Source organism: Lacrimispora sp. YZC11, from assembly GCF_057543815.1.
The window spans coordinates 90,330-117,058 of sequence record NZ_BAAJYQ010000019.1 but is presented as its reverse complement, the minus strand read 5'-3'; the positions used below and the strand labels follow the sequence as shown (position 1 = coordinate 117,058).

At 46.4% G+C, this 26,729-nt stretch carries 18 protein-coding genes; 13 read left to right on the top strand and 5 right to left on the bottom strand.

The genetic code is table 11. The features are described from left to right. Positions 1-3: 3 nt before the first annotated feature. Complete coding sequence (locus tag AC27IJ_RS21300) at positions 4-1,335, top strand: efflux RND transporter periplasmic adaptor subunit (RefSeq protein ID WP_487150717.1); 1,332 nt, start codon at positions 4-6, stop codon at positions 1,333-1,335. A 62-nt stretch (positions 1,336-1,397) separates the two neighbouring features. On the opposite strand, the gene AC27IJ_RS21295 is transcribed toward AC27IJ_RS21300, so the two are convergent. Continuing rightward, positions 1,398-2,816, bottom strand: coding sequence for a PspC-like choline-binding domain-containing protein (locus AC27IJ_RS21295; RefSeq protein WP_312446271.1), 1,419 nt, complete (start codon positions 2,814-2,816; stop codon positions 1,398-1,400). 370 nt (positions 2,817-3,186) lie between these two features. Between AC27IJ_RS21295 and AC27IJ_RS21290 the strand changes: the two genes are divergently transcribed. Together AC27IJ_RS21290 and AC27IJ_RS21285 are read left to right on the top strand one after the other, a co-directional pair. After that, positions 3,187-3,645 carry a DUF6323 family protein gene (locus AC27IJ_RS21290; RefSeq protein ID WP_312446269.1) on the top strand — a complete coding sequence of 153 codons (459 nt, stop codon included), beginning with the start codon at positions 3,187-3,189 and terminating at the stop codon, positions 3,643-3,645. Further along, positions 3,635-4,483 carry a DUF6179 domain-containing protein gene (locus AC27IJ_RS21285; RefSeq protein WP_313258056.1) on the top strand — a complete coding sequence of 283 codons (849 nt, stop codon included), beginning with the start codon at positions 3,635-3,637 and terminating at the stop codon, positions 4,481-4,483. The genes AC27IJ_RS21290 and AC27IJ_RS21285 overlap by 11 nt, the downstream gene beginning before the upstream one ends. 209 nt (positions 4,484-4,692) lie before the next feature. On the opposite strand, the gene AC27IJ_RS21280 is transcribed toward AC27IJ_RS21285, so the two are convergent. Together AC27IJ_RS21280 and AC27IJ_RS21275 are read right to left on the bottom strand one after the other, a co-directional pair. Next, complete coding sequence (locus tag AC27IJ_RS21280) at positions 4,693-6,399, bottom strand: ABC transporter ATP-binding protein (RefSeq protein WP_487150714.1); 1,707 nt, start codon at positions 6,397-6,399, stop codon at positions 4,693-4,695. Then, entirely contained in the window at positions 6,396-8,153 is a 1,758-nt protein-coding gene (locus AC27IJ_RS21275) for an ABC transporter ATP-binding protein (protein ID WP_313258061.1), read from the bottom strand. The genes AC27IJ_RS21280 and AC27IJ_RS21275 overlap by 4 nt, the downstream gene beginning before the upstream one ends. Before the next feature lie 198 nt (positions 8,154-8,351). On the opposite strand from AC27IJ_RS21275, the gene AC27IJ_RS21270 reads away from it, so the two are divergent. Then, positions 8,352-9,323 carry a helix-turn-helix domain-containing protein gene (locus tag AC27IJ_RS21270; RefSeq protein WP_487150712.1) on the top strand — a complete coding sequence of 324 codons (972 nt, stop codon included), beginning with the start codon at positions 8,352-8,354 and terminating at the stop codon, positions 9,321-9,323. Between the two features lie 47 nt (positions 9,324-9,370). Here the strand turns inward: AC27IJ_RS21270 and AC27IJ_RS21265 are convergent, their stop codons facing one another. Next, positions 9,371-13,633, bottom strand: a complete 4,263-nt coding sequence (locus tag AC27IJ_RS21265; protein WP_312446260.1) for an acyl-CoA dehydratase activase-related protein — start codon at positions 13,631-13,633, stop codon at positions 9,371-9,373. A gap of 254 nt (positions 13,634-13,887) precedes the next feature. Between AC27IJ_RS21265 and AC27IJ_RS21260 the strand changes: the two genes are divergently transcribed. The 4 genes from AC27IJ_RS21260 (at position 13,888) to AC27IJ_RS21245 (ending at position 18,645) form a co-directional block, all read left to right on the top strand. Continuing rightward, the gene (locus tag AC27IJ_RS21260; protein ID WP_312446257.1) at positions 13,888-14,829 is read left to right on the top strand and encodes a magnesium transporter CorA family protein; all 942 of its coding nucleotides are present in this window, start codon (positions 13,888-13,890) and stop codon (positions 14,827-14,829) included. A 41-nt stretch (positions 14,830-14,870) separates the two neighbouring features. Further along, positions 14,871-15,716: a rhomboid family protein gene (locus tag AC27IJ_RS21255; protein ID WP_487150709.1), complete on the top strand. Its 846-nt coding sequence runs from the start codon at positions 14,871-14,873 to the stop codon at positions 15,714-15,716. Positions 15,717-15,731: 15 nt separating this feature from the next. After that, positions 15,732-17,168, top strand: a complete 1,437-nt coding sequence (pyk, locus tag AC27IJ_RS21250) for a pyruvate kinase (RefSeq protein WP_312446251.1) — start codon at positions 15,732-15,734, stop codon at positions 17,166-17,168. 205 nt (positions 17,169-17,373) lie between these two features. After that, a complete protein-coding gene (locus AC27IJ_RS21245; protein ID WP_312504295.1) occupies positions 17,374-18,645 on the top strand; it encodes a diaminopimelate decarboxylase in 1,272 nt (423 codons plus the stop codon). A gap of 271 nt (positions 18,646-18,916) precedes the next feature. Here AC27IJ_RS21245 and AC27IJ_RS21240 read toward each other — a convergent pair whose 3' ends face one another. Beyond that, a complete protein-coding gene (locus AC27IJ_RS21240; protein WP_487150706.1) occupies positions 18,917-20,077 on the bottom strand; it encodes a M20 family metallopeptidase in 1,161 nt (386 codons plus the stop codon). Between the two features lie 160 nt (positions 20,078-20,237). Here AC27IJ_RS21240 and AC27IJ_RS21235 point away from each other — a divergent pair, with 160 nt between their 5' ends. The 5 genes from AC27IJ_RS21235 to rny all read left to right on the top strand — a co-directional run bounded on the left by AC27IJ_RS21235 (position 20,238) and on the right by rny (position 26,648). Then, positions 20,238-21,128: a S8 family peptidase gene (locus AC27IJ_RS21235; protein ID WP_312446247.1), complete on the top strand. Its 891-nt coding sequence runs from the start codon at positions 20,238-20,240 to the stop codon at positions 21,126-21,128. A gap of 223 nt (positions 21,129-21,351) precedes the next feature. Beyond that, positions 21,352-22,704, top strand: coding sequence for an FAD-binding oxidoreductase (locus AC27IJ_RS21230; protein WP_312504299.1), 1,353 nt, complete (start codon positions 21,352-21,354; stop codon positions 22,702-22,704). Positions 22,705-23,200: 496 nt separating this feature from the next. After that, a complete protein-coding gene (gene recA / locus AC27IJ_RS21225) occupies positions 23,201-24,289 on the top strand; it encodes a recombinase RecA (protein ID WP_312446243.1) in 1,089 nt (362 codons plus the stop codon). Between the two features lie 65 nt (positions 24,290-24,354). Next, complete coding sequence (locus AC27IJ_RS21220; RefSeq protein WP_312446242.1) at positions 24,355-24,963, top strand: regulatory protein RecX; 609 nt, start codon at positions 24,355-24,357, stop codon at positions 24,961-24,963. A gap of 152 nt (positions 24,964-25,115) precedes the next feature. After that, on the top strand, positions 25,116-26,648 hold the full coding sequence (rny, locus tag AC27IJ_RS21215; RefSeq protein ID WP_312446339.1) for a ribonuclease Y: 1,533 nt from the start codon (positions 25,116-25,118) through the stop codon (positions 26,646-26,648). Positions 26,649-26,729: the final 81 nt, after the last annotated feature.

Sequence of the window (26,729 nt, the reverse complement as noted above, 5' to 3'; positions counted from 1 at the left end):
CTTATGAAGATCCGAATGGATGGCAGGAAAAAGAAATTATGCTTTCTGGTTGCAGGAATTGTCCTTGTACTGGTCATAGGGAGTGCTGCAGTTAAAAGCTTTAAGGGGACCCCGGTGCAAACCGTGGCGGCTTCCTATGGGACCGTAGAAGACCGTTATACGGAGGAAGGGACCATTACGGCAGGAGGGGATTACCGCCTGGTTTCAGAGGTATCAGGACCGGTAAAGGAGGTCATGGTCAGTGAGAATGACGGGGTGAAGGCAGGAGATATCCTGTTTACCGTTGATGAAAGGGACTTATTGCATGAAAAATCCCTTTGTGAAAGTGCTCTGGCAGGGTATAAGGCTAAGCTGGAGCAGAGCCGGATCGGACAGGTGATGACGTCATCTCCGCAGGAGTATTTAGATTCCATAAGATCGGAAGTGTCAGCAAAGGAGGCGGATTATCAGGCGGCAAAAACTCTTTTTGACGCCTCCCAGTCCCTTTATTCGGCCGGCAGCATTTCCAAAGTCGAATGGGAGAAAGACAGGGCTTCTTATGAATACGCCTCCCTGTCATGGGAGCAGACAAAGAGCCGGTATGAGGAGAGCCGCCGTTTTTTAGAGAGCTTAAAGGCAGGGGGCATTGATGAAACAACTATTAACGGAAGGTTTTATGACAGCGTGGAGGAACAGTTAAAGGCCCAGATCAAATCTGAGGAAACTACCATGGAGCAGTTGGAGGACAGATTGAAAAAGTGTGTGGTGGCTGCAGACAGGGATGGGATCGTCACCTCCCTTCCGGTAAAGGATATGTCCTACATACAGGCAGGAGAAACTGCTGCGACCATAAGCGGGCGGGGAAAGGTCCAGGCAGAGTCTGACGTGCTTACCAGCATTGCGCCCTATCTTTCTCCGGGAGACAAGGTGACGGTGATCCTGCAGCTTAGGAATCAGGATCAAATGTACGGCGGAACCATAAACCAGGTCTATGATTATGCGGCCAAAGGGACCTCTGCCCTGGGAATGGATGAATACAGGGTGCACGTAAAGATCGATATGGATGAGAGTCCGGATCTGGAAGGAAAGGAAGGATATGGGGCCAACATCCGTTTCACCCTGTATCAGGGGGAAAACAAGCTGGTGATCCCTTCAAGCGCTGTTTTTGAACTGGATGACCAGAAGTATGTCTTTGTGATCAAAAACGGAAAGGCAGAAAAGCAGCCCGTGGAGATCGAATACAGGACCGCAGCCCAGGCGGTCATAAAAGAAGGGCTGACAGAGGGAGAGAAGGTCATTGACCATGTGGATTCGGAAGAGATCTATGAAGGGGCAAAGGTGTATGCAGGTTCATAAAGGATAAAAGGGGAGGCAGCATGGAATATCCCGTGCTGCCTCCTTTTTATATAGTTATTAATTTATTTAATCTTATCGTATCCGGATTCCTTGATGGTTCCGTCGCTGTTGGTCTTATAGTATTTACCGTCGCCATCCTGAATGTTTGTCTTGCTCTTTGCAAGTTTTCCGCTTGTACCGACTAAGTACTCTTTATCATTGTATTCCACTACTTTATATTTTTCATCTTTGTCAGCCTTGATCAGTCTGCCCTGTACGTAGATGCTGTCATCGGTGATGGAATTGTAGCCGGCTCCCTTGTTGCTTCCAGCCTTGCGGAAGTTGTAGGTGTATTTCTCGCCGTCAATATCAATGGTTGTCTTGCCGGTAGTCATAGCGCCTTCCTTAGGAGATGTGCCGAAGTAGTAAACCTCTGCTGCATCATCTGCTGCAGGGAAATCACTTTCTGTTTCAATCTCACTGTAGGTTGCGATCGTTTTGCCTGATTCAAAGGTCAGCTTATAAAGACCCTGAAGCATTTCACCCTTTTCATTGAATGCATAGCTTAAACCGTTAATGGACTTAATCTGGCTTGTTGTCAGCTGTCCGTTGGTGGAAGCATAGAACCAGTATTCTGTACCGTCATCATAAGCTTCTGCATCAACCTCTTCTCCGGGAACGGTCTTGAACCAGCCTTTTGCAAGCCAGCACTGTTCTGGGAGATTGTAATACTGGTTCGCAGAACTTGATGTTGAAGCGGAGGCTAAATCATACCATTCGGATTCAGCAGCTCCATTTTCATTGAAGCGGTATTTTAAGCCGTTGATGGTTTTGGTGGTATCCGTTATTTTTTTGCCGTTGGCACCGAAATAGAACCAGTAAGCTCCCTCAAAGTTGTCTTTTTCATTTTCTGAATCTTCAACTTCGACAGATTTCCAGCCGTTAGCCTGAGCGCCGTCAGAGGAATCTCCTAAGTAATAGACCCCGTCCTTCCATGCGTCGTCGCCGGTCTGGCGTGTGGATTCTTCATTGACCCAGCCAAACAGCATCCTTCCTTCTGAATCAAAGGAATAGTTATGGGATTCTCCGTTGGCAACCTTTATGGATTTAAAGGAAGTTTTGCCGGAGGTAGTAGCCTTAAAGGCTTTTCCGTTGCTGCCAAAGTAGTACCAGTAAGTATCTGGCGCATCTTCTTCATCCTGGTCGGCAGTAATTTCACGCCATTCATTTGTAACCATAGCTCCGGATGAATTTACATAAAAGTAATTGTCATCGGATTCGATTAAGCTGCTGGTAGCCATCTCGCCATCTTCATTCAGATAGAACCAGTTGTCACCGGATTTGCGCCAGGATTCGGTTGTTAAATCTCCATTGGAGTCGTGGTATACCCAGGTTTCATTTTCCTGTGCCCAACCCTGTGCTGCAAAGGAGGTCATGGATGCACCTATGGTAAATATCGCTGCGGCGCAGGGAATCAGCCATTTAAGTTTCTGTTTTCTCATGTTTGTTCTCCTTTCATAAGAACCCTTTTTGTTGCTTTGTCAGCAGGTCTTGCTGATGGAATGACTTTAAACCATGGAGTTAGTCTAAGGTCAAGTGATGTAAAAAAGGCGTAAGAATGCGTAAGAAAAGCCGTGGAATTTAAGAAAACCGTAATCTCACCATATTCTGGAAGCTGTTCCTGGGACTGGAAATAGAGAATTGGAAACAGAGATGGCTTGAGCCAAAAAGGGCAGAAAAATAAAAAAAAGAGACAGGAACTCCTATCTCTTATGCAATAATAATACCACAAAATTGACTTTTTTTCAAGTCTTGTAATTTTGCCCTATCTGGAGTAGACTTTGTATTTATCAGAAGATTGGAGGGTTTATTATGGATGATGGGAAGTGGCTACAGACTGCGAACGACGGATTTCAGATTGCCAGGGTAAAAGCGGCCAATGATTATACAAAAAAGTTTGGCCTTGCTTTAACGGATGAGGAAACAGCTCTGCTTATCGGGGAGAGGAAAGATGCATTAAAGGAACAGGAACGGGTGGAATTCGGGGAGGGAATCCTTCCGAAACTGATTTTTGCGTTTTGTGATTCCCCGTATATTTATCAGGATAATTATGTGGATTCCCTGGGAAGGCTTCAGGATATGTTCTACCTATATAAAAATGAATCATTGGATGAAATTTCCGATGATGAACTGATTGAATTCATGAAAGACCAGTTTGACGGACCGTGCCAGGGCTCTCTTGATCATCTGGAGGATACCGGATTGGAGGCCTTTGCCAGACGTGTCCGCTTTGGATCAGACCAGTATGAGGAAGAAGACGATGAATTTTGAGACGGAAGAGTTATTGCCAATCGTGGCGGAATTAGCAGATAAATATACGGGAAAGGAAAGTACCTCCATTACCTATGAAAAAGCAAGGCAGCTCATGGAAGCTGTTTTGTACTGTATCCATGAGTACGAAACTGATCCGGTAAAAAGTCAGGAACTTCTTACTATGGATGGGAAGACGGAGGCAAAAAGGATCTATAGCCTGGGATATGAGGCGGTTCTAAGGAACGTGAAGGAAGCCCAGATTCTGTATAACAAAATAATACCGGATTTTAAATATTATGAGAACTGGTGTTATTACGATACGTTTGCCAAGGGAATCCCATCCTTTTTTTTGTATTATGATCCCCGTTTCCAGCCTCAGAATCACATTCTTACACTGGATTATCCGGTTTTGTATCCAGTGAATTCTTTGAGGGGAATTGATGCCATAAGCGCCTTTGTGAAATGTGTCAGTCTGGAACAGGGATTCTTTGGAAAAATGCCGGATGAGTATGTTCTCCATGTGCTGAAAGCCTATTCCCCGGATCATGGGGAACTGATCATCAACCTTGCAGGCATTGTACTGCGGAATATTCTGGGCTGCCGGATGGCAGGTAAGAGAGTTAATACACAGGGATATACCCCCGGTGAACTGGAACGGCTGATAAATTATGTAAACCGAAACAAGACGGCTTCCTTGGAACAGGAGATGGAAGGACTGGTTGACGAACTGGTTCGGTCCGTATATGACGGACAGGACGAAATGGGAAATTATCTAAAGGCTGATCTGCATGATTATTGCTTTGAACTGAAAAATGCAGTGAAAAACCAATGCCTGGATTCTATTCTGGCCATATAATACGAGAAGCAGGGAGACAGCATTTGAAATTCCTAATACCTTAGAAGTACATTAACACCTTTTATAGGCAAAAAGGCAGGCTTTGAAGGGCATGTTCCTGCGCTGATTTACACCCTGCGGTTCCGGAAAATGACAAAAACGTCCGGCTGGTCACAACCCAGCCGGACGTTTTCCCAAATGTAGACGAAAGTTTATGCTTTTACTTCCGCTCAAGCGGAGAGCTGCTGTTCCGCATTCCACATGGAAGCATATTTTCCGTTTTTCTTAAGCAATTCTTCATGTGTGCCTGCTTCGGCGATTCTGCCGTCTGCCACCACCAAAATCTGATCTGCATGTTTCACAATGGATAGAGTGTGAGCAATCATCACGACGGTCTTTTTTGCTTTCATCAGATTAGCAATCGCCTGTTTTACCGCCAGCTCATTTTCAATATCAAGAGAGGCCGTTGCCTCGTCCAAAAGCAGGATAGGGCTGTTTTTTAATATAGCGCGGGCAATAGACAAACGTTGCCGTTCACCGCCTGAAAGCAGATTGCCGTTCTCGCCGGTAGGGGTATCATAGCCCTTTTCCATCTTTCGGATAAAGCCGTCGCAGTTGGCTTCTTTGCAGGCCGCTTCGATTTCTGCATCCGCAGCGTTTGGCCGGGCATGACGGATATTGTCACGAATGGTATCGTCAAACAGGAAGACATCCTGGTCAACCATGGAAATCTGCTCCAGAATCCTTTCTGGGGCGGCATTCTGGATGGGCTGCCCGCCAATAGAGATTGTTCCGGCCTGTGCCTCATAGTATTTCGAGATCAGATTTAAAATGGTGGATTTTCCGGAACCGGAATCTCCCACGATTGCAGTCAGCTTCTGATCCGGCACAGTAAAGCTGATTCCCTGCAGCACCGGCTCCCCTGGCACATAAGAAAATTCAACATTCTGGAATTCAATGTCATGGGTTTTTGGTGTAAACGTCTCCATACTGCCGGTTTCTTCTTTTTCTTTCATGATGTCCATAACTTTAATTTTAGAAATCATCAGATTTTTATAGCTCATCAAATCTCTTGAAATGGCATCTGCCAGCTTTGCAAGAAGCATGGGCAGAATACTGATCAACAGATAAGAAGTGGGGGTAAGAGTTCCGTTAAGCATAGGCACAGAGGCCGCCAGAATCATAATCGGCAAACCGGCCCAAATGCAAATGCATTGGACTACATTAACGGGAATTCCATGTTTTTCATATTCATAGCTCACATCGCAAAATTCTTTCATTGAGGAGGTAACTGTCTTATTCTTAGTACCTCCTACACCATAAGCCCTGAAGGTTTGGATGCCGGTAACATACTCAACAATGCTGCTTACATTTTCAGCGCATACAGCATTTTTCTCCGTACCATACTTTTTAACAACGCGGAAAGCCAGCCAAAGGGATGGAACCAGCAATAATTCAATACACGCCAGAATAATACCGCCCGGAAGCCAGATATACCCGACAAAGAGTATCAGCATGACGGAGAACGTTATATTTTTCACCAGGTTCCCGATGGTATGGGTCAAAATTTTTTCATAGCTATTAACATCGCTGGTGGCAATATTGATGTATTGACCCGTCTGCCCCTGAGTGAACCGCGACAGGGGTATTTTCTTGATCTTATCCCCAAGGAACAGACGAACCTTTTTACTGACGGCAGCGCCGCCAATCTGATTGCTGGTATATCCCAGACTGTATATCACAATGCGTGATACAAAAATGATTCCCAGGAATAATGCCAGTCTCATCATGCGGGGCAGCCCGGCATTTTCAGCCCACAGCATTTTCATAACTTCATAAAGGACAAAATAATTGCATCCGGACAGCATGCCCTCAACAACGGTCAAAATCATACCGATATAGAATTTCCTGCCCTTTTTCATTGGATTCTCATTCATGCCTCCCCACCTCCTTCCAGTTGATAGGTCAGGCTCCGGGCTGTCTCATAGTCCGACCACGCCTGATTGTAGTATTTGTTTTCCTTTCGGACATGTTCATGCGTACCCACTGAAGTAATGGTATGGTTTTCCACCACGGCGACCCGGTCACACTTGTTTAACGCGCTCAGCCGGTGTGCTACCATAATGACAGTTTTCCCTTTGCACAGGTTTTCAATGGCTTTGTCAATCTCCACCTGATTTTCCGGGTCGGCTGCACTAGTGGCTTCGTCCAGAATCAGGATAGGAGCATTTTTCAAAATGGCCCTTGCGATGGCGATCCGCTGTTTTTCGCCGCCGGAAAAACGGGTGCCGAAGCTGCCGACCTTTGTATCGTAACCATCTGGCAAAGACATGATAAAGCCGTCAATCTGGGCTTTCTTTGCCGCCGCCCTTACCTGCTCTAAACTGGCATTGCTGCCCATGCGTATATTTTCAAGAACGCTGTCACGGGTGAGAAAAGTTTTTTGAAAAACAATGGCAACATTTTGCAGGAGCGTTTCATAGTCGATTTCCTTAACATTCTTCCCGCCTATTAAAACCTCGCCCTCCTGCACATCGTAAAAGCGGGAAATCAGTTCGACAACCGTACTCTTGCCGGCGCCCGAACGTCCCATAAGTGCCATCCCTTCCCCATCTTTAATTTTCAAATTACAATTCTCCAATACATCGGTTTTTCCATCATATGAGAACCGGACATTACGAAGCTCAATATCATGACTTTTCGGGAAAGGGCCGCCTCCCTCAAACGTAGGGAGGCTCAAAATCTCCTCCGTTTTGATAACGCCGGTAAGTACCTGGGCGAAGTTACTGGAAATTTCCTGCAGGGGGCGGATCTCCGTTAAATACATGGAGCCGACAAACGCAAATAGCAGGAATACGCTTGCAGTGATGGAACTTTTCATATAGAATAAGCCGCCCAAGGGCACCAGCAGAACCATTCCACACTCAATTACAACGATAAATGCAGCAAAGAATGGCCCCAATTTTTTAGACATTAAATTCCAAACATTATTTTCCTCTTTGGCAGCCGCAGAAAATTTTTGGAAAGACTTACTTCCCATGTTGTAGGCTTTAATGAGCTTCATGCCGCTGATGTATTCCACCATGACAGAGTTTAAGTTTGCCACGGAACGGTTCGCCCTGTCCATCATCCGGCCGGCTCTTAAAAACATGAAGCACATCACAACAACGGCCAATATCAGCGGAATTAAAGAAACCAAGGCCAGCGGTACATTTACTGTCATTAAATAAAGGAAGGCAGCGACAGGGCCGATCATATAGCAGGTCAGTTCAGGCACGCTATGGGCAAGAAACAGCTCCAGCTTTTCAATATCCTCATTTAAGACGGTCTTGATCTCGCCGGTACTGTGTTCATTTAGCGCCCCCAAAGGAACCTTTGCCATGTGATCTGCCACCATGCAGCGCACCTTGAACAGTGCACGGTAAGCCCCTTTATGGGAAGCTACGCCGGAAGAGCCAAACAACAGGAAACGAATCAGTACGGCAATGGCAATGATCACCGCATTTTGCCGCGCGAATTCAGGGGTATAGGTGCGATTGTACACCGCCTCCATCAGTTGATAAATACCATAGTAGGGAATCATGGTGCAAAGGCCGCTGAAGAATGACAATACAATGGCCAGGTACATCCAATATTTTTCCCGTCCGGCCCATTGAAGCAAGAGCCTGATTGGACTTTTCTTTTTTTGCATAAAAATTTTCCTCCTTCGTTTGGAGCGCCCTATTCTTGACGCTTCCATACTGTTGTGCTATCATGATGGTTAGTGGAAACTAACTGCGTTATAACAATACACTTATCATAAATTTCTTACAATGGTTTTCGCACAGTTTTTCGCTTTCAAGGTAAAAGTTTGCGCTTTCGAGGTATGAAAGAATATGGGTGAATGATGATGAACACGATTCAGGAATATTATAAAAAGCAATTTGCGGAACATGGTTTTTTGCCGGACCGGGACAACCATATTTATTGCGGGGTTGGGTCCACGTGGAGACTATCAGATGCCATTGGCAAGGGAACCTTCTGGCTTTATGCAGAACAGGATTTGTTCTCTGTCAAAATTCACGATTTCTATTTCCATGAGGATACCGTAATGGAATTCAGCTGGCTGGAATGTTTAGGTATTATGCAGTATGATTCTATTTCTGGTGAAGAACTTTCTCCTTACCGGAGATTGGAGGCTGGAATTGTTAAGAGCTTTATTGGAGGGTATGGGACGTACAAAGTCCTGATACACAAGAAAATTCCGGTACGATCCATGGGAATTGAAATTATGCCAAGGTATTATGAGGGATACTTAAAAGAGCAGTACCCCGGAGAATATTCCAATCCCTTAAAAGCATTTGCTGCAGTGGGGCAGACGATGGATTTTCCGGAAATGGACCGGCTGTTGAAAATAGTCCGGGATTATCGTGGGAGCGGATTGGCGGCAAAGCTCTATTATCAGGGAAAAGTTGCGGAAGCAGTTTCCCTCATTGTGGAATGGAGCAAAAAGCAGGGGCAGAAGCAGGAAGTTAAAAAGAAGCTGTCTGTCCAGGATATTAAGGATTTAGACAATATCACGCTATATTTAAACGACCATTGCTTACAGGAGATTTCCCTGGACCAGATCGTGAAAGTCTCCTATATCGGGGCAAGGAGACTCCAAACCATATTTAAGGAATATCACGGCTGCACCATAACCCAATATATTCAGCAGCGCCGCATGAGCCAGGCAGAAAATCTTCTGGCAAATACAGAGCTATCTATCGGCCAGATCGCCCGGGCAGTTGGTTATTCCAATGCCAGCAGGCTTGCAGAATTGTTCTGTAAAAGTACGGGAATGCTGCCGGGAGAATATCGGAAGATGGCTCATAGAAAATAAATAAAAAGATACCGGGAAGATCGTTCGATTCTTCCCGGTATCTTTTTTTATATCGTTTCCGATGGATTTTCCCCTCTGCGCATATTTTTCTGGGCAGTGGAGAGCATCAGCTTGATGCGGTTTAACTGGTTTACCTCGCTTGCACCGGGATCATAATCCACGGCAATGATGTTGGAGTCAGGATAAGCTTTCCGCAGCTCTTTAATGACGCCCTTTCCAACGATGTGGTTGGGGAGGCAGCCAAAGGGCTGGGTGCACACGATATTGTTGGTGCCGCTGTGGATCAGCTCCAGCATTTCCCCGGTCAAAAACCAACCTTCGCCGGTCTGGTTTCCGATGGATACGAAATCCTTTGCCATATCCGCCAGATTTCCGATGTGGGACGGGGCTGTGAAGTGTTTGCTCTTTAACAGCTCCTTCTTTGCAGCCCTGCGGAAATATTCCAACAGGGATATCCCCATATTGGAAAAGGCTGCGGTGGTTTTTTTACCGCCTAAATTCCGGGCCTTAAAGTTGTTGTTGTAGAAGCAATATAAAAGGAAGTCCATCAGGTCCGGCATAACAGCTTCCGCGCCTTCTGATTCCAGAAGCTCTACAATGTGATTGTTGGCCAGAGGAGAAAACTTAACAAGGATTTCTCCTACAATTCCTACCTTGGGCTTCTGAACGGAGTTTCTTGGCAGATTGTCAAAATCCCTGATAATTTCCTTTATGTTACGGGAAAAGGTCATCATGTCCGGTGACTTCCTGGACAGGGATTCGATGCACCGTTCTTTCCATTTCTCATGAAGGGAATTGGCTGAGCCGGGCACCTTCTCATAGGGGCGGGTCGCATATAAAACCCTCATAAAGACATCGCCGTATACCACTGCCTGCATGGCCTTTGTCAGCATGGGAAGAGTGATGGTGAACCCTGGATTTGACTCCATGTTGTTTGCATTGACGGAGATAACCGGGATATGGCCCATGCCTGACTTCTCCAGGGCCCGCCTGATAAATCCGATGTAATTGGAAGCCCGGCAGCCGCCTCCGGTCTGGCTCATGAATACCGCAGTGCGGTCTAAGTCGTATTTGCCGGAAAGAAGCGCATCCATGATCTGGCCCACCACGATGAGGGACGGGTAGCAGGCATCGTTGTTCACGTATTTTAACCCCGTATCAATGGCAGAGCGGTTGTCGTTTTGAAGGACCTCCACCCGGTAACCAAAGGAACGGATGGCAGGTTCAATTAAGTCAAAATGTATGGGTGACATCTGAGGGCACAGGATGGTGTAATCTTTTTTCATCTCTTTGGTAAACATAATCCTGTGATAAGCACTGGAAACTACCTTCTGCTCGTAGTGGCGTTTGTCGCGCACCCGCAGTGCCGCAATCAGGGAGCGGATGCGGATCCTGGCGGCTCCCAGGTTATTGACCTCATCGATCTTTAAAACCGTATAGATCTTACCGGACCCGGTTAAGATGTCATTAACCTGGTCTGTGGTAACTGCATCCAGACCGCAGCCAAAGGAATTGAGCTGGATTAAGTCCAGGCGGCTCTCCTTTTTTACGAGAGCGGCGGCCCGGTAAAGCCTGGTGTGGTACATCCACTGGTCAGTAACCACCAGAGGGCGTTCGATTTCAGCCAGATGGGAAATGGAATCCTCCGTAAGCACTGCAAATCCATAGGAGGTAATAAGCTCCGGAATGCCGTGGTTGATTTCCGGATCCACGTGGTAGGGGCGTCCCGCAAGCACGATTCCATGGCGGTCGTTGTCCTCCAGCCATTTTATAGTTTCCTCGCCCTTTTTCTCCATATCGGTTCTGGAAGCCATAAGCTCCTTCCAGCCCTTCCCAGCGGCAGCAGCAACCTCAGACGCGGGGATCTGGAATTCCTTTGCAAATATCTCTGTTAAGCGTCCGGTGAGTATTTCTTCGTTGGTAAAGGCCATAAACGGGTTTAAGAAACGGATATTTTCCGTCTTAAGACCTTCTACGTTGTTCTTGATATTCTCTGCGTAGGAGGTGACAATGGGGCAGTTAAAATGGTTTCCTGCCTCAGGGGTCTCATTCCGCTCGTAGGGTATACAGGGATAAAAAATGGTTTTAATTCCCTGCTTGATCAGCCATTCAATGTGGCCGTGGGCGATCTTTGCAGGATAGCATTCCGATTCGCTCGGTATGGATTCAATGCCCAGTTCATAGATCTTTTTGCTGGACTGCGGGGAGAGCACGGTCCGGAATTTCAGTTCCTTAAAGAAAACAGCCCAGAAGGGGTAGTTTTCATACATGTTTAAGACCCTGGGAATGCCGATGGTGCCCCGATCCGCAAGATCCGGGCTAAGCGGCTCGTAATCGAACATACGGTGGTTTTTATAATCAAAGAGGTTTGGTATCTCCCTCTTTGCTTTTTCCTTGCCAAGGCCCCGTTCGCAGCGGTTTCCCGTAATGAACTGGCGGCCTCCGTCAAAGCGGTTAACGGTAAGCACACAGTTGTTGGTACAGCCCTTGCAGCGGGCCATGGAGGTTTCGTAATGCAGTCCCAGAATTTTATCCAGGCTCAGCATGGTGGTTGTTCTGGATTCCTCATAGCGTTCCCTTGCGATGAGAGCAGCACCAAAGGCTCCCATGATGCCTGCAATATCAGGGCGGATGGCTTCGCAGCCTGCAATTTTTTCAAAGCTTCTTAAAACGGCGTTGTTATAGAAGGTACCGCCCTGGACCACCACATGCTGGCCCAGATCAGAAGCATTTGTAATTTTTATTACTTTAAACAGGGCGTTTTTAATGACTGAATAAGCAAGCCCTGCAGATATATCGGATACTTCGGCCCCTTCCTTTTGGGCCTGCTTCACGTTGGAATTCATGAATACCGTGCATCTGGTCCCTAAGTCGGTGGGGTTCTTGGCAAATATGGCTTCCTGTGCAAAATTCTCTACCTGGTAATTTAAAGAGTTGGCAAAGGTTTCGATAAAGGAGCCGCAGCCCGAGGAGCATGCTTCGTTCAGCTGAACGCTGTCCACGGTTCCGTTTTTAATGCGGATGCATTTCATGTCCTGGCCGCCAATGTCCAGGATGCAGTCTACTTCCGGTTCAAAAAAGGCTGCCGCATAGTAGTGGGAGATGGTCTCCACCTCGCCCTCATCAAGCAGGAATGCTGATTTTAAGAGGGCTTCCCCGTAACCAGTGGAACAGGACCATACGATCTGGCTGTCCTTTGGCAATTGTTCCTTGATTTCGCTCATGGCCCGGATCGCTGTTGCAAGCGGGCTTCCGTTGTTGCTGCTGTAAAATTTATATAACAGGGTGCCGTCTTCACCTACAAGTGCCACCTTTGTGGTGGTGGAGCCTGCATCAATTCCTAAAAAGCATTTTCCATGATAGGAGGATAAATCGCCCTTTTTTACGCAGTGGTTGTTGTGGCGGTCTATGAATGCGTCAAAATCAGCCTGATCCGAAAACAAGGGTTCCATGCGTTTTACTTCGAATTCCATCCGGATGCCGGATGATAAACGGCCGATCATTTCCTCCAGGGAGACGTCCCCTCCCTGTGTTTCCTCTGCATTCATGGCCGCACCGATGGCGGCAAATAAGTGTGAATGCTCCGGAGCGATGATCTCCTCCCCGGATAAATGGAGGGTGCGGACAAACGCCTTCTGAAGCTCAGGAAGAAAGTGGAGAGGGCCGCCAAGGAAAGCCACATGTCCTCTGATAGGCTTTCCGCATGCCAGGCCGCTGATGGTCTGATTCACCACAGCCTGAAAAATGGAAGCCGCAAGATCTTCCCTGGTCGCCCCTTCATTGATGAGCGGCTGGATGTCTGTTTTTGCAAATACGCCGCAGCGTGCGGCAATGGGGTAAATGGCCTTATAATTGGCCGCATAATCATTTAAGCCGGAGGCATCGGTCTGTAAAAGTGCTGCCATCTGGTCGATAAAGGACCCGGTACCGCCTGCACAGATCCCGTTCATACGCTGGTCAATGCCGCCGGTGAAGTAAATAATTTTTGCATCTTCTCCGCCAAGTTCGATTGCCACGTCGGTATGCGGGGCATAATCCTTAAGAGAGGTAGCGACTGATACCACTTCCTGGACAAAAGGAACCTTTAAATGCTTGGACAGAGTTAATCCGCCGGAGCCTGTGATGGCAGGGCGTAAATCCATAGGGCCCAACTTATCATAGGCCTTCTTTAAAAGGCCTGCCAGTGTTTCCTGTATGTTTGCATAATGCCGCTCATAATCAGCGAACAAGATCTCATGGTGTTCATTTAATATAGCTATTTTAACCGTAGTGGAACCGATATCGATTCCCAATGTGTGATATGTAATCATATGTGCGGGGTCTCCCCCTGCCTCCTTTTGTGTAAAAGTAAGTTGCTGGCTCACCGAACATCAGTTTAACATAAAATAAGAAATAATACAATTGCCATAACATGCTAAAAATATGTTAATTCTAGTAAAATTTGTTTAAGTTAACGAAAAGGGGGTCCTTTTCATTTGACAAAAATGGCCTGGGAAATTATAATGTATAAGTCAAAGTCTGCCAACGTTTTTATTTAGATTTTTCAGCGAAAGAGAGAAAAGCTATGATTCAGATTTATAAAACAGAAGACGGCCTGATTCAGCAAAAGGATGAGCTTTCTCCTGGTTCCTGGATCGCCCTCACAAATCCTACTGCCACAGAGGTCCTGGAAATCGCCAACACCTGTAAAATCGATCCCGATGACTTAAGGGCTCCTCTTGATGAGGAAGAACGTTCCCGTATCCAGACGGAGGATCATTACACGCTTATCCTGGTTGACGTTCCCACCATTGAGGAACGTGGCGGCAAGGACTGGTATGTTACCATACCAATGGGTATCATTACGACTGAGGAGGCCATTATTACGGTCTGTCTGGAAGAAACCACAGTTCTCAATGCATTTATGGACGGCAGGGTGAGGGATTTCCACACGTATATGAAGACCCGTTTTATCCTGCAGATCCTGTATAAGAATGCATCTCTGTATCTGCAATATTTAAGGATCATTGACAAAAAGAGCGGGGTGGTCGAAGAGAAGCTTCACAAATCCACTAAGAACCGGGAGCTTATCGAGCTTTTGGAGCTGGAAAAGAGCCTTGTGTACTTTACCACATCCTTACGTTCCAATGAGATGGTGCTTGAAAAACTGATGAGAAATGAAAAAATCAAAAAGTACCCGGAGGATACGGAGCTTTTGGAGGACGTCATTGTAGAGAACAAGCAGGCCATCGAGATGGCCAACATCTACAGCGGGATTTTAAGCGGAACCATGGATGCCTTTGCTTCCGTCATATCCAACAACTTAAATATTGTAATGAAGTTTCTGGCAACGATCACCATTGTTATGTCCATACCGACCATGGTGGCAAGCTTTTATGGAATGAATGTTAATTCCATGGGCATGCCTTTTGCGGATAATCCTCATGGTTTTATCATTGTTTTAGGTCTGACGCTGGCTCTGACTCTGATTGTAGCGTGGATTTTTTCCAAAAAGGATCTTTTTTAATGCCCAAAGAACTTGGGTAAAAATAAGAAAAGGATGAAAGAATGAAGTTTTTTTATAATTTTGAACGCAGATTCAGAAAGTATGCGATTCCAAATCTGATGTACTATATCATCGGTATGTACGGTGTGGGGCTTATCATGGAGATGCTCACACCGGGATTTTACTGGCAGTACCTGTCTCTTGACGCCGGGAAGATACTTGGCGGCCAGGTGTGGAGGATTGCCACCTTCATGATTTACCCGCCGGGCGGCGGCGTTTTCATGAGCCTGATCAGCATGTATTTATACTATATGCTGGGAGTAAACCTAGAGAGGATCTGGGGAGCATTCCGTTTTAATGTCTATTTCTTCATGGGGGTCATCGGTCATGTGGCGGCCGCGCTGATCGTGTATATTTTCATGGGAAAGACGGTGTATCTGACGACGGAATTTCTCAATTATTCCCTGTTTTTTGCCTTTGCCGCCACATTTCCGGACTTAGAATTCCTTTTGTTTTTCGTAATTCCAATAAAAGCCAAGTGGCTGGCCATTTTTAACGGGATTTATTTCCTGTATGGCTTTATCACCGGCAATATAGCGACCAGAGTCACGATATTTATGTCCTTATTAAACTTTATCCTCTTTTTCCTTTTGACGCGGAATTTAAGTCGGTTCAATCCGAAAGAGATCAAAAGAAAACAAAATTTTCAAAAGCAGATGAAGATAAAGCCCCAGGGATGGACACATCACAGGTGCGCCGTATGCGGTCGTACCGAAAAGGACGCTCCAAACCTGGAATTCCGTTATTGCTCAAAATGCGAAGGCAGTCTTGAATACTGTTCCGAGCATTTGTATACACATAAACATGTAACACCGTCCAACCCCACAACCGGTGATACGATCAACTAGCTACGGAGGATAATAATGAAGAGAACCAAGATTATTTGCACCATGGGACCTAATACCAACGACCGCGAAATGATGAAGGCACTTGCCGAGCATGGCATGGATGTCGCCAGATTCAACTTCTCACATGGTGATTATGAAGAGCAGAAGATGCGCCTTAATTCACTTAAGAGCATCCGCGAGGAACTTGACCTTCCAATTGCAGCACTTCTTGATACAAAAGGACCGGAGATCCGTACCGGACTTTTGACGGACGGCAAAAAGGTGAATCTGAAAGAGGGAGAAATCTATATACTGACAACGGAAGAAATCGTTGGGGATGAAACAAAAGGGCATATCAACTATGATGGCCTCAATGAGGATGTAATCCCGGGAAACCGTATCCTCATTGACGATGGTCTGATCGAGCTGGAAGTCCTTGAGGTAAAGGGCAAGGAAATCACATGTAAGATTATTAACGGCGGCGAGCTGGGCGAGAGAAAAGGTGTCAACGTTCCCAATGTTAAGGTAAAGCTTCCTGCGCTTACGGATAAGGATAAAATGGATATTAAGTTCGGTATCGAACAGGGCTTTGATTTCATTGCAGCTTCCTTTGTCCGTACGGCTGATGCTATTTTAGAAATCAAGAAAATATTAGATGAGTATGGTTCCAATATGGCCGTTATCGCCAAGATTGAAAATGCGGAAGGCATTGAAAACCTGGATGATATCATCGAAGCCAGCGACGGTATCATGGTTGCCCGCGGCGACATGGGAGTTGAGATCCCGGCTCAGGAGGTACCGTTTATCCAGAAACGGATCATAGAAAAATGCAACGAAGCCTGCAAGCCTGTTATTACGGCAACCCAGATGTTAGATTCCATGATCCGCAATCCCCGCCCAACCAGAGCGGAGGTAACGGACGTGGCAAATGCAGTTTATGACGGAACAGATGCAGTAATGCTTTCCGGTGAGACCGCTATGGGTAAATATCCGATTGAAGCTCTTTCCATGATGGCTTCCATCGTAGAGGAGACAGAAAAGCACCTGGATTACAGCGCATACAGAGAGCGCAAGGTTTCTGCTGTTAATGTGCATAATGTATCCAATGCCGTATGTTATTCTTCCGTTTCCACTGCCCATGATCTGGGAGCCAGTGTGATCGTGGCGCCAAGCATCACCGGCTTCACTACAAGGATGTTATCCAAATGGAGACCGGAAAGCCTGATCATCGGCCTGTCCCCCAGCGCTTCCGCTCTTCGCCAGATGCAGTTATACTGGGGCGTAAGGCCATTACATGCAAAGCGTGCAGAATCCACTGACGTTTTAATTTATTCCTCCATGGAACTGTTAAAGACAAAAGGCATCGTAAAGGAAAATGATATGGTAGTGGTTACTGCCGGTGTGGTAAATCCGGTGAGAAAAAATGAACCGGCAGCTCATACCAACATTATGAGAGTCGTAACCGTGGATTGACATTCACGAAGGCAATGAGCAGTGTGAAATAGGACATGGGAAGGTTTTGCGAGCGCGCACTGCGGACTTACCCACCCTACTATGAATATTTATACAAAAAAATGTAGACAAAGGAGTCTATCCCCGGTACAATGTAGCTTATCAGCAAATGTGCCGGAGACAGGCTCTTTTTGCATATGGTAAGCTACGAGAGGAGAGGAAAGCTATGGACAAGAGACCATTTGTTACCAAGGATAAGTTAGAGGAAATAGTAAAGGAATATCCAACGCCTTTTCATATATACGATGAAAAAGGGATCAGAGAGAATGCCCGGAAGTTAAAGGAGGCGTTTTCCTGGAATAAAGGATTCCGGGAGTATTTTGCGGTAAAAGCCACGCCCAATCCATTTATCCTGAATATTTTAAAGGATTATGGGTGCGGAGCGGACTGTTCATCCATGACAGAGCTTATGATGTCTGATTGTCTGGGCTTTACCGGCGACCATATCATGTTTTCTTCCAATGACACGCCTGCAGAGGAATTCCAGTATGCGGACAAAATCGGCGGCATCATCAACCTGGATGACATCACCCACATTGATTTTCTTAAGAAGGCCATCGGCCATATTCCGGAGACCATCAGCTGCCGTTTTAATCCAGGCGGCATATTTAAGATCAGCAACGACATCATGGATAATCCCGGGGATTCCAAATACGGGATGACCACTGAGCAGATGTTTGAAGCCTTCCGCATATTAAAAAGCAATGGAGCCAAAAACTTCGGAATTCATGCATTTTTAGCCAGCAACACGGTGACCAATGAATATTATCCCCTTCTTGCAAAGGTGCTTTTTGAACTTGCGGTAAAGCTTAAAAAAGAGACAGGAGCCCATATTGCTTTCATCAACTTATCAGGAGGAATCGGAATTCCTTACCGTCCGGGGGAGGAGTCTAATGACATCAAGGCCATCGGAGAAGGCGTCAGAGAGGCCTATGAGGAAATTCTGGTACCGGAAGGTATGGAGGATGTGGCAATTTACACGGAACTTGGACGCTTCATGCTGGGGCCTTACGGCGGACTGGTAACAAGGGCCATCCATGAGAAGCATACCCACAAGGAATACATCGGCGTGGATGCCTGTGCGGTAAACTTAATGAGGCCGGCCATGTATGGAGCCTATCATCATATCACTGTCATGGGAAAAGAGGGAGATGTGTGCAGCCATAAATACGATGTGGTGGGATCTCTCTGTGAAAATAATGACAAATTCGCCATTGACCGGAACTTACCTGAAATATCCAGAGGTGATCTGCTTTTCATCCACGATACAGGAGCTCACGGCTATGCCATGGGGTATAATTATAACGGGAAATTAAAGTCAGCGGAACTGCTCTTAAAAGAGGACGGGGCCGTTCAGATGATCCGAAGGGCAGAGACTCCCAAAGATTATTTTGCCACCTTTGATTTCTGCGATGTGTTAAAAGATATAAAATATTAATATTTTTGTAAGAAGTTTGTAAAAACAGGAGAGGCGGCTTCCGGGAATTCCGGAAGCCGCCTCTCCTGTTTTTTAACAGAAAAATCCCTGTGCCACATGACACAGGGGTGATTTTTCTTAGGATTTTCGGATTTCAAAAAGGGTGAAAGGATATTTGATACATTGTGCATTTCTTATGACATTAGTATAGCACACCGGCTCTTGAAAAGTTTGTATATTGTTTGAATAGATTATGAAGATTTTCTTAATATCATTTTCCAGAAGAAAATATTTAAAAGACAATGGAGCGTGCCAGCCTGGTGAGCACCTCCTCACACCTCTTGATATCTTCACAGGGAACAAATTCATCCGGCTTATGGGCCAGTTCTAAATCACCGGGACCGTAGGACATGCAGTTAGGATTGTGAAGCTTTCCTGCGATGACGGCGGTGTCGGTATAACCGGGGAAAAAGGAGACAGGCACCGGTGCCCCTGTGGTTTCCTCAGCGGCATCCTTCAGTGCTTTTAATAAAGAGGAGTTATCATCCTTTTCAATATAGGGCCTGTCACCTGTGATCTCATAGGAAGCGGTGATTCCGGGGACAGCGGCGACTGCTTTTCGGATAGCCTGTTCCACTATGGAAACGGCAGCAGCCGTGTCCGTGGGAGGGACCAGGCGCATGTCGATCCAGACTTTGCAGCGGTCAGGAACCACATAGGGGCGGTATCCTCCTTCGATCTGGCCGAATGTGACGGTAGATACGCCCAAATCCTCATGGGAGGGGCATTCTCCGATTCTTCGGCGTATGAAAGAAATGATTTCGGCCATAGCGGCAATGGCGTCGGCTCCTTTCCAGGGAGTGCTTGCATGGGCGGTCACCCCGGCAACGGTGATTTCAAACCAGGTACGTCCTTTGTGAGCGACCTGTATCTGCCCGTTGGTAGGCTCTGTATCCAGAACAAAGCTTTTTTCCGTCACCCAGCCTTCTTTTATCACATCCTCAACTCCCCGCATGAAGTCCTCTTCATCAACAGTGCCAATGAAGACAAAGGAATGCTTGGGAATTTTTCCGGAAGCCGCTTCCTCTGCCATGGCCGAAAAGGCGGAAAGGGCACAGGCCAGCCCTGATTTCATGTCACAGGCTCCCCGGCCATAGATCCTTCCCTTTATAATCTCCGCTCCAAAGGGATCGGTTGTCCAGCCATCCCCAATGGTCACCGTATCCATGTGGCAGATATAAACAAGGGCTGGGTCGTCGGTTTCTCCTTTTATTTTCGCCATGATATTATAACGGCCCGGGAGGACCTCTTTTTTGATGACAGGAACGGACAGGGAAGATAGCAGGTCATAAATATATTCTCCGATATTTTTTTCGTATGCGCCGGGATCCGTACTGTCGATGCGGATCAGGTTCTGTGTCAGCAAAGTGGCATCGGATCGATGATTTTCCATGATAATAATCTCCTTAATTGTTATTTTATCTCCATTATAGGAATGGATCTGCAGAAAGTAAATGGTATTTGGCTAAAATCTTCTTTTGTATTTTTGAGGAAAAGAAACCACAAGAGCCAAACCGGAATATCCTAATAAAAAAGGAATCAGGTAATGGACTGTGAATCATGTAAGAGAAGCAATACATTGTGATGCTGCCCATCGCATGGGCTATACAGGACGTGGAATTGGAGTTGCAGTTCTCGATACGGGGATTTATCTTCATGAGGACTTTGAACATAGAATGGCGGCTTTTGTAGACATTGTACACCGCAGGAGGGATACCTATGACGATAACGGTCATGGAACCCATATTTCTGGAATCATCGGAGGGTGCGGAGGCGCTTCCGACGGAATGTATATGGGCATTGCACCAGAGTGTCATATCATTATGCTTAAGGTATTGGATAAAAAAGGAAACGGCTATGCCTCCGATGTGCTTGCCGGACTTAAATGGATTCGTGACAACAGAGAGAGGTATGGGATCAGGATTGTAAATATTTCCGTTGGTTCCTTTTCAAAAAAAGGGATGACAGAGAATTCTGTCCTAGTGCGGGGGGTAAATGCAGCATGGGATGACGGGCTGGTGGTCTGTGTGGCCGCAGGAAACATGGGGCCTGGCATGAACACGATCACAACTCCGGGAATCAGCCGGAAGGTGATCACGGTAGGGTGCTCGGACGATTATAAAGAGGTCAATGTAATGGGAAACCGGATGATCGATTATTCCGGCAGGGGTCCCACCGGTGCCTGTATCTGCAAGCCGGAAATCATCGCACCTGGGGCGGGGATCATTAGCTGTGCCAACGAAGCGGGGCAATACCTTGCCAAAAGCGGAACCTCAATGTCGACACCTTTAGTTTCAGGGGCAATTGCGCTTCTGCTTCAGAAATATCCCTATATGACCAACCGGGATGTGAAGCTGATGTTAAGGGAGCGGGCAGTGGACCTGGGGCTTCCCATAAATCAGCAAGGCTGGGGGATGCTTGATGTGGAGAGGCTTTTGATGTAAAGGGGAACGTATGAGTATTATCAGGGCCTCTGCGGGAAAATTTGACCTGTGGAGGCCCTGGTATTTTAAACGAAAGGTGAGGGACAGGCTAAGCCATCTGCTTTTTGCTTCAGACTGTTAGGCAGCGGTGTATCACGTACGGGAAATAAAACCTTGTACGAGCCATATACTATATGAGGAGTATGCATAAATTCTGCATCCCAATATTTAGGAGAGAAACAATATGAAATATAGAAAAGAACCCGAACTGACCGGGCGGATAGTTTTACCAGATGATCCGCTGTATAACTCCGCCCGTCAGGAATACAATACATTTTTCAATAAATTTCCACTGGTCATTGTTTTCGCGAAGGAAACACAGGATGTAATCAATGCAATACGCTGGGCGCGATATAACGGCGTACCACTCCGTATGCGCTCTGGCCGCCACAACTACGAGGGGGTGTCCGCGCTGAATGGCGGTCTTATTATCGACGTCAGCGAAATGAAACAACTGGAGATAAATCGCAAGCAGGGCACAGTCACACTTCAGACAGGGCTTCGGAATTTTGAAATCATAGAACAACTTGGTTCACAGGGCTTAGTCGTTCCGCCTGGTCTTTGTCCCACTCCCGGGATTGCAGGCGTTACATCAGGGGGCGGGCATAGCAGCCTTTCCCGGCCATGGGGGCTTGTTATTGACAATCTGCTGGAAGCGGAATTGGTAGATGCAGACGGCTGTGTGCTTCACGCAAGTGCCGACCGTAACGCAGACCTGTTTTGGGCTCTGCGCGGCGGCGGTGGCGGCAATTTTGGCGTTTGCACTTCTTTCTGTTTTCGTACACACGAAATCGATACGGTGGCCTACGCCTCTATCAACTGGGAACTTGAAGATTTGAAGCCGGTACTAAAAGTCTGGCAGGAATATACGCTTCCCGACGCAGACAACAGGTTTACACCGTTGCTTACGATTATTTCGGGAGCGCAATCGTTTTTGCTTGCACAAGGGGTTTTTCTCGGCTCAGCCGAAGAACTGCGGGAATTGCTTTGTCCCTTACTCCGATCCGGTTCGCCCAATCACGTTTTTATTGAGGAAATACCATGGGTAGAAGCAGCGGCCCGTATTGGCGGGTCCCAGTCCGGTAACCCGGAGCCGTTTAAAAGCGTGGGGCCTTATGTAGATGAATTGCTTCCGGATGAGGCAATTGACATCATAGAGCGTTTTATCACAAACCCGCCAACCTCTTTAGTGTATTTATTGTTTCATGGCCTGGGTGGGGCGGTAGCTGACATTCCCAGTAAAGCCACAGCGTACTTCCAACGCAAGGCGCTGTCAAATATGTCTATTTACGCCACATGGAACGAGCCTGAGGGTGCCGGTCCCGGCATTCATTGGGTGGATCAATTCCGAAGGGAAATGCAGCCATATACCAATGGTGTTTATATCAACACGCAGGATTTATCCATCGAAAACTGGCCAATGGCTTACTACGGTGGCAACTTTGAGCGTTTAACCAGAATCAAGGCGAAGTACGATCCGGATAATTTTTTTCGCTTTCCACAAAGTATACCACCGGCCTGCGGATGCCGCGAATAATGAATGAGTATCCGCACAATACAAAAGTTTAGCTAACTTATTCGGCCACTTTAGTCTATAAATAGTTTGGTAATAAAAACCGTGCTCTCTCGGATCAATTTGGGAATAGCGCGGTTTTTACCTGAATTCAGCCTAATGCAGGGTAGTTGACAAAGTAGTTTAGAACTTCCATTCACCCGTACGACCTATGAAACCTCGGAATACCGTATGAAGAGGCCTGATACGGAATAACATTATTTCAAATTAATACTTGCACCTCCATCCCTCTTATGCTATAGTAAATTAACAGTAAGAAAGCAATCTGTCTTTCTTTTCAATTTTCAGGCATTTCGCCGGAACCTCCCTATTGGATTTAAAGATGAAATTGTTTTTACCAAACAGGCCAGGAGTGTGATGTATAATGAGCTTAGAAGTATAAAATTCTGGTTGACATTTACCCGGAAATATACTATGATTATAAACAGAAAAAGAACATTTGTTCGCATCGGAGGATAATATGAATAAAGATGATAAACTAAAGGCGCTTGATGCCGCCCTTACTCAGATAGAAAAGGCATATGGGAAAGGCTCTGTCATGAAGCTTGGTGACTCAGGCACAAATATGAATGTGGAGACCATACCTACAGGGGCATTAAGCCTTGATATCGCCCTCGGCCTGGGCGGGATCCCCAGAGGAAGAGTTGTGGAAATCTATGGACCGGAGTCCAGTGGTAAGACCACCGTTGCCCTTCATATGATCGCAGAGGTTCAGAAGAGAGGCGGCATCGCAGGATTTATTGACGCGGAGCATGCCCTTGACCCTGTTTACGCCAAGAGCATTGGAGTGGATATTGATAACCTTTACATATCCCAGCCGGATAACGGGGAACAGGCATTGGAGATCACAGAAACCATGGTTCGTTCCGGGGCCGTTGACATAGTGATCGTGGACTCGGTCGCAGCCCTTGTGCCAAAGGCCGAGATCGAAGGGGATATGGGTGATTCCCATGTGGGCCTTCAGGCGCGTCTGATGTCCCAGGCTCTTAGAAAGCTTACGGCCGTCATCAGCAAGTCCAACTGTATTGTTCTCTTCATTAACCAGCTCCGTGAGAAGGTGGGAGTGATGTTTGGAAGCCCTGAGACTACCACAGGAGGACGTGCCCTTAAGTTCTACGCGTCTGTCCGCCTGGATATCCGTAAGATTGAGACTTTAAAGCAGGGCGGAGATATGGTAGGAAACCGGGTCCGCGTAAAGGTTGTGAAGAATAAGATCGCACCGCCCTTTAAAGAGGCGGAGTTTGACATCATGTTCGGTAAAGGCATTTCCAAGGAAGGAGATATCCTGGATCTGGCTGTAAAAGAGGATATCGTAGAAAAGAGCGGAGCATGGTTTGCTTATAATAACGTTAAGATCGGCCAGGGGCGTGAGAATGCCAAGATTTATCTTCTGGACAATCCGGCTGTTTGCCTGGAAGTCGAGAACAAGGTTCGCATAAAGTATGGGCTTCATGAAGAAGGCAGTGCAGCGCCAGAGGGTTCAGCAGCCCCCAAGGAAAGCAAGAGGATCAAGGCAGAAGAAAGCAAGGACGTAGCTCCTAAGGCGTGATTTCAGGCAGGAATTGGCCGGCAGGTTTATAAACGCCGGGAAAATAAGTAGAATAAGGGGCATATATGACAGTTACGGAAATAGTGCCCGTTGATAAACGCAGGAGTAAAGTCATTCTGGAGGATGACTTTACTCTTGTCCTTTATCGAGGGGAAATTAGAAAATTTGGGATTGAGGAAGGGAAGATGCTTTCCGAGGAGACTTACCAGGAGATACTTCACGAGGTTTTGTTTAAAAGGGCCAGAGAGAGGGTCCTTTTCCTTCTGAAATCCTCAGATAAGACGGAACAGGAACTGAGACGGAAGTTAAAGGACGGAGGATATCCGAAAGAGGCTGCTGATTACGCCATAGAATTTTTAAAAAAGCATAATTTCATTAATGATCAGGACTATGGACGCAGATACGTGGAATTCAATTCAAAGCGGAAAAGTGAACGGCAGATTCAGTACGAGCTGCAGAGAAAAGGGCTGGACAAAGAGGTGATCAAGGAGATCCTTAGAGAACAGCCAGTGGATGAGGTGGCACAGATACGGGCTTATATGAAAAAGAAGTGCTTAAGCCCAGAAGAAATGGACTTTAAGGAAAGCCGCAAAATGATGGCGGCATTGGGAAGAAAAGGTTTTTCCTACGATGCGATAAGCCGTGTTTTAGGCGGTATTTATAGTGATGACTGACAACAAGGAAAATGTGTATAAGTATACCGGAAACAGGGGCGAAATACTTGACATAATGTATAAAACAGTTTAAAATTGTAGTGTTGTATTGATGTACAATGAAAATCGAATAAGGAGGTGCTCCTGTGTCAGTATCAGTATTCACGGCTGCAATGATTGCAATCGTCGCATCAGTAGTAGTTGCTTTTATTGCCTGGTCTGCTGCCATCACGTATCGTAAGAATGCTTACGAAAGCAAGATTGGATCTGCAGAAGAAAAATCCCGGGAAATAATAGATGAAGCATTAAAGACCGCTGAGACAAAGAAGCGCGAAGCTCTCCTTGAGGCAAAAGAAGAGTCTTTAAAGACTAAGAACGAACTGGAGAAGGAAACCAGGGAAAGAAGAGCTGAGCTTCAACGTTATGAAAGAAGAGTATTAAACAAGGAAGAAAACCTGGACAAGAAGTCCGAGGCTATGGAAAAACGCGAAGCAGGTCTGGCTGCTCGAGAGGACGCCCTGAATAAGAGAAATGCCGAAGTGGAATCTCTTTATGAAAAAGGCATTCAGGAACTGGAGAAAATTTCCGGACTTACCTCCGAACAGGCAAAAGAATATCTTTTAAAATCTGTTGAAGATGACGTTAAACATGACACTGCGAAATTAATTAAGGAACTTGACAACAAAGCAAAAGAAGAAGCCGAGAAAAAGGCAAAAGAATACGTGGTTACAGCCATTCAGAGATGTGCTGCTGACCATGTGGCAGAAACTACGGTTTCTGTCGTGCAGCTTCCCAATGATGAGATGAAAGGAAGAATCATCGGAAGGGAAGGCCGTAACATCCGTACGTTAGAGACCCTTACGGGCGTGGAACTCATTATTGACGATACCCCGGAGGCAGTTGTTTTATCCGGATTTGATCCGGTTCGTAGAGAAGTAGCCAGAATCGCATTGGAACGCCTTATTGTGGATGGACGTATTCATCCTGCAAGAATTGAAGAAATGGTGGAAAAGGCACAAAAAGAGGTAGAAACCAATATGCGTGAAGAAGGAGAGACCGCTGCTCTTGAAGTGGGCATTCACGGACTTCATCCAGAACTCATCAGATTGCTAGGCAAACTGAAATACAGGACAAGCTACGGACAGAATGCCTTAAAGCATTCCATTGAGGTGGCCCAATTGTCAGGGCTGTTGGCCGGAGAAATCGGCCTTGATATCCGCATGGCCAAGCGTGCCGGTTTACTACATGACATCGGAAAAGCCGTTGACCATGAGATGGAAGGTTCTCATATTCAGCTGGGAGTGGAGTTGTGTAAGAAATATAAGGAATCTGCAATCGTGCTGAACACTGTGGAATCTCATCATGGCGATGTTGAACCTCAGAGCCTTATCGCTTGCATTGTCCAGGCTGCGGACACTATTTCTGCGGCAAGACCTGGAGCAAGAAGAGAGACTCTGGAGACATATACAAACAGATTAAAACAGTTAGAAGATATTACCAATTCCTTTAAGGGAGTGGACAAGTCCTTTGCCATTCAGGCAGGACGCGAAGTTCGGATTATGGTGGTTCCGGAACAGATTAACGATGACGATATGGTGCTTTTAGCCCGTGATATTTCCAAGAAGATTGAAGAATCCTTGGAATACCCGGGACAGATCAAGGTCAACGTGATCCGGGAGTCCAGAGTTACAGATTACGCAAAGTAAAATAATGCCCTAAAACCGTAGAAGTTAGTATTCATACGGGATTAGGGCATTTTTTGTTTTTTTAACTTTAATTGGCGTATT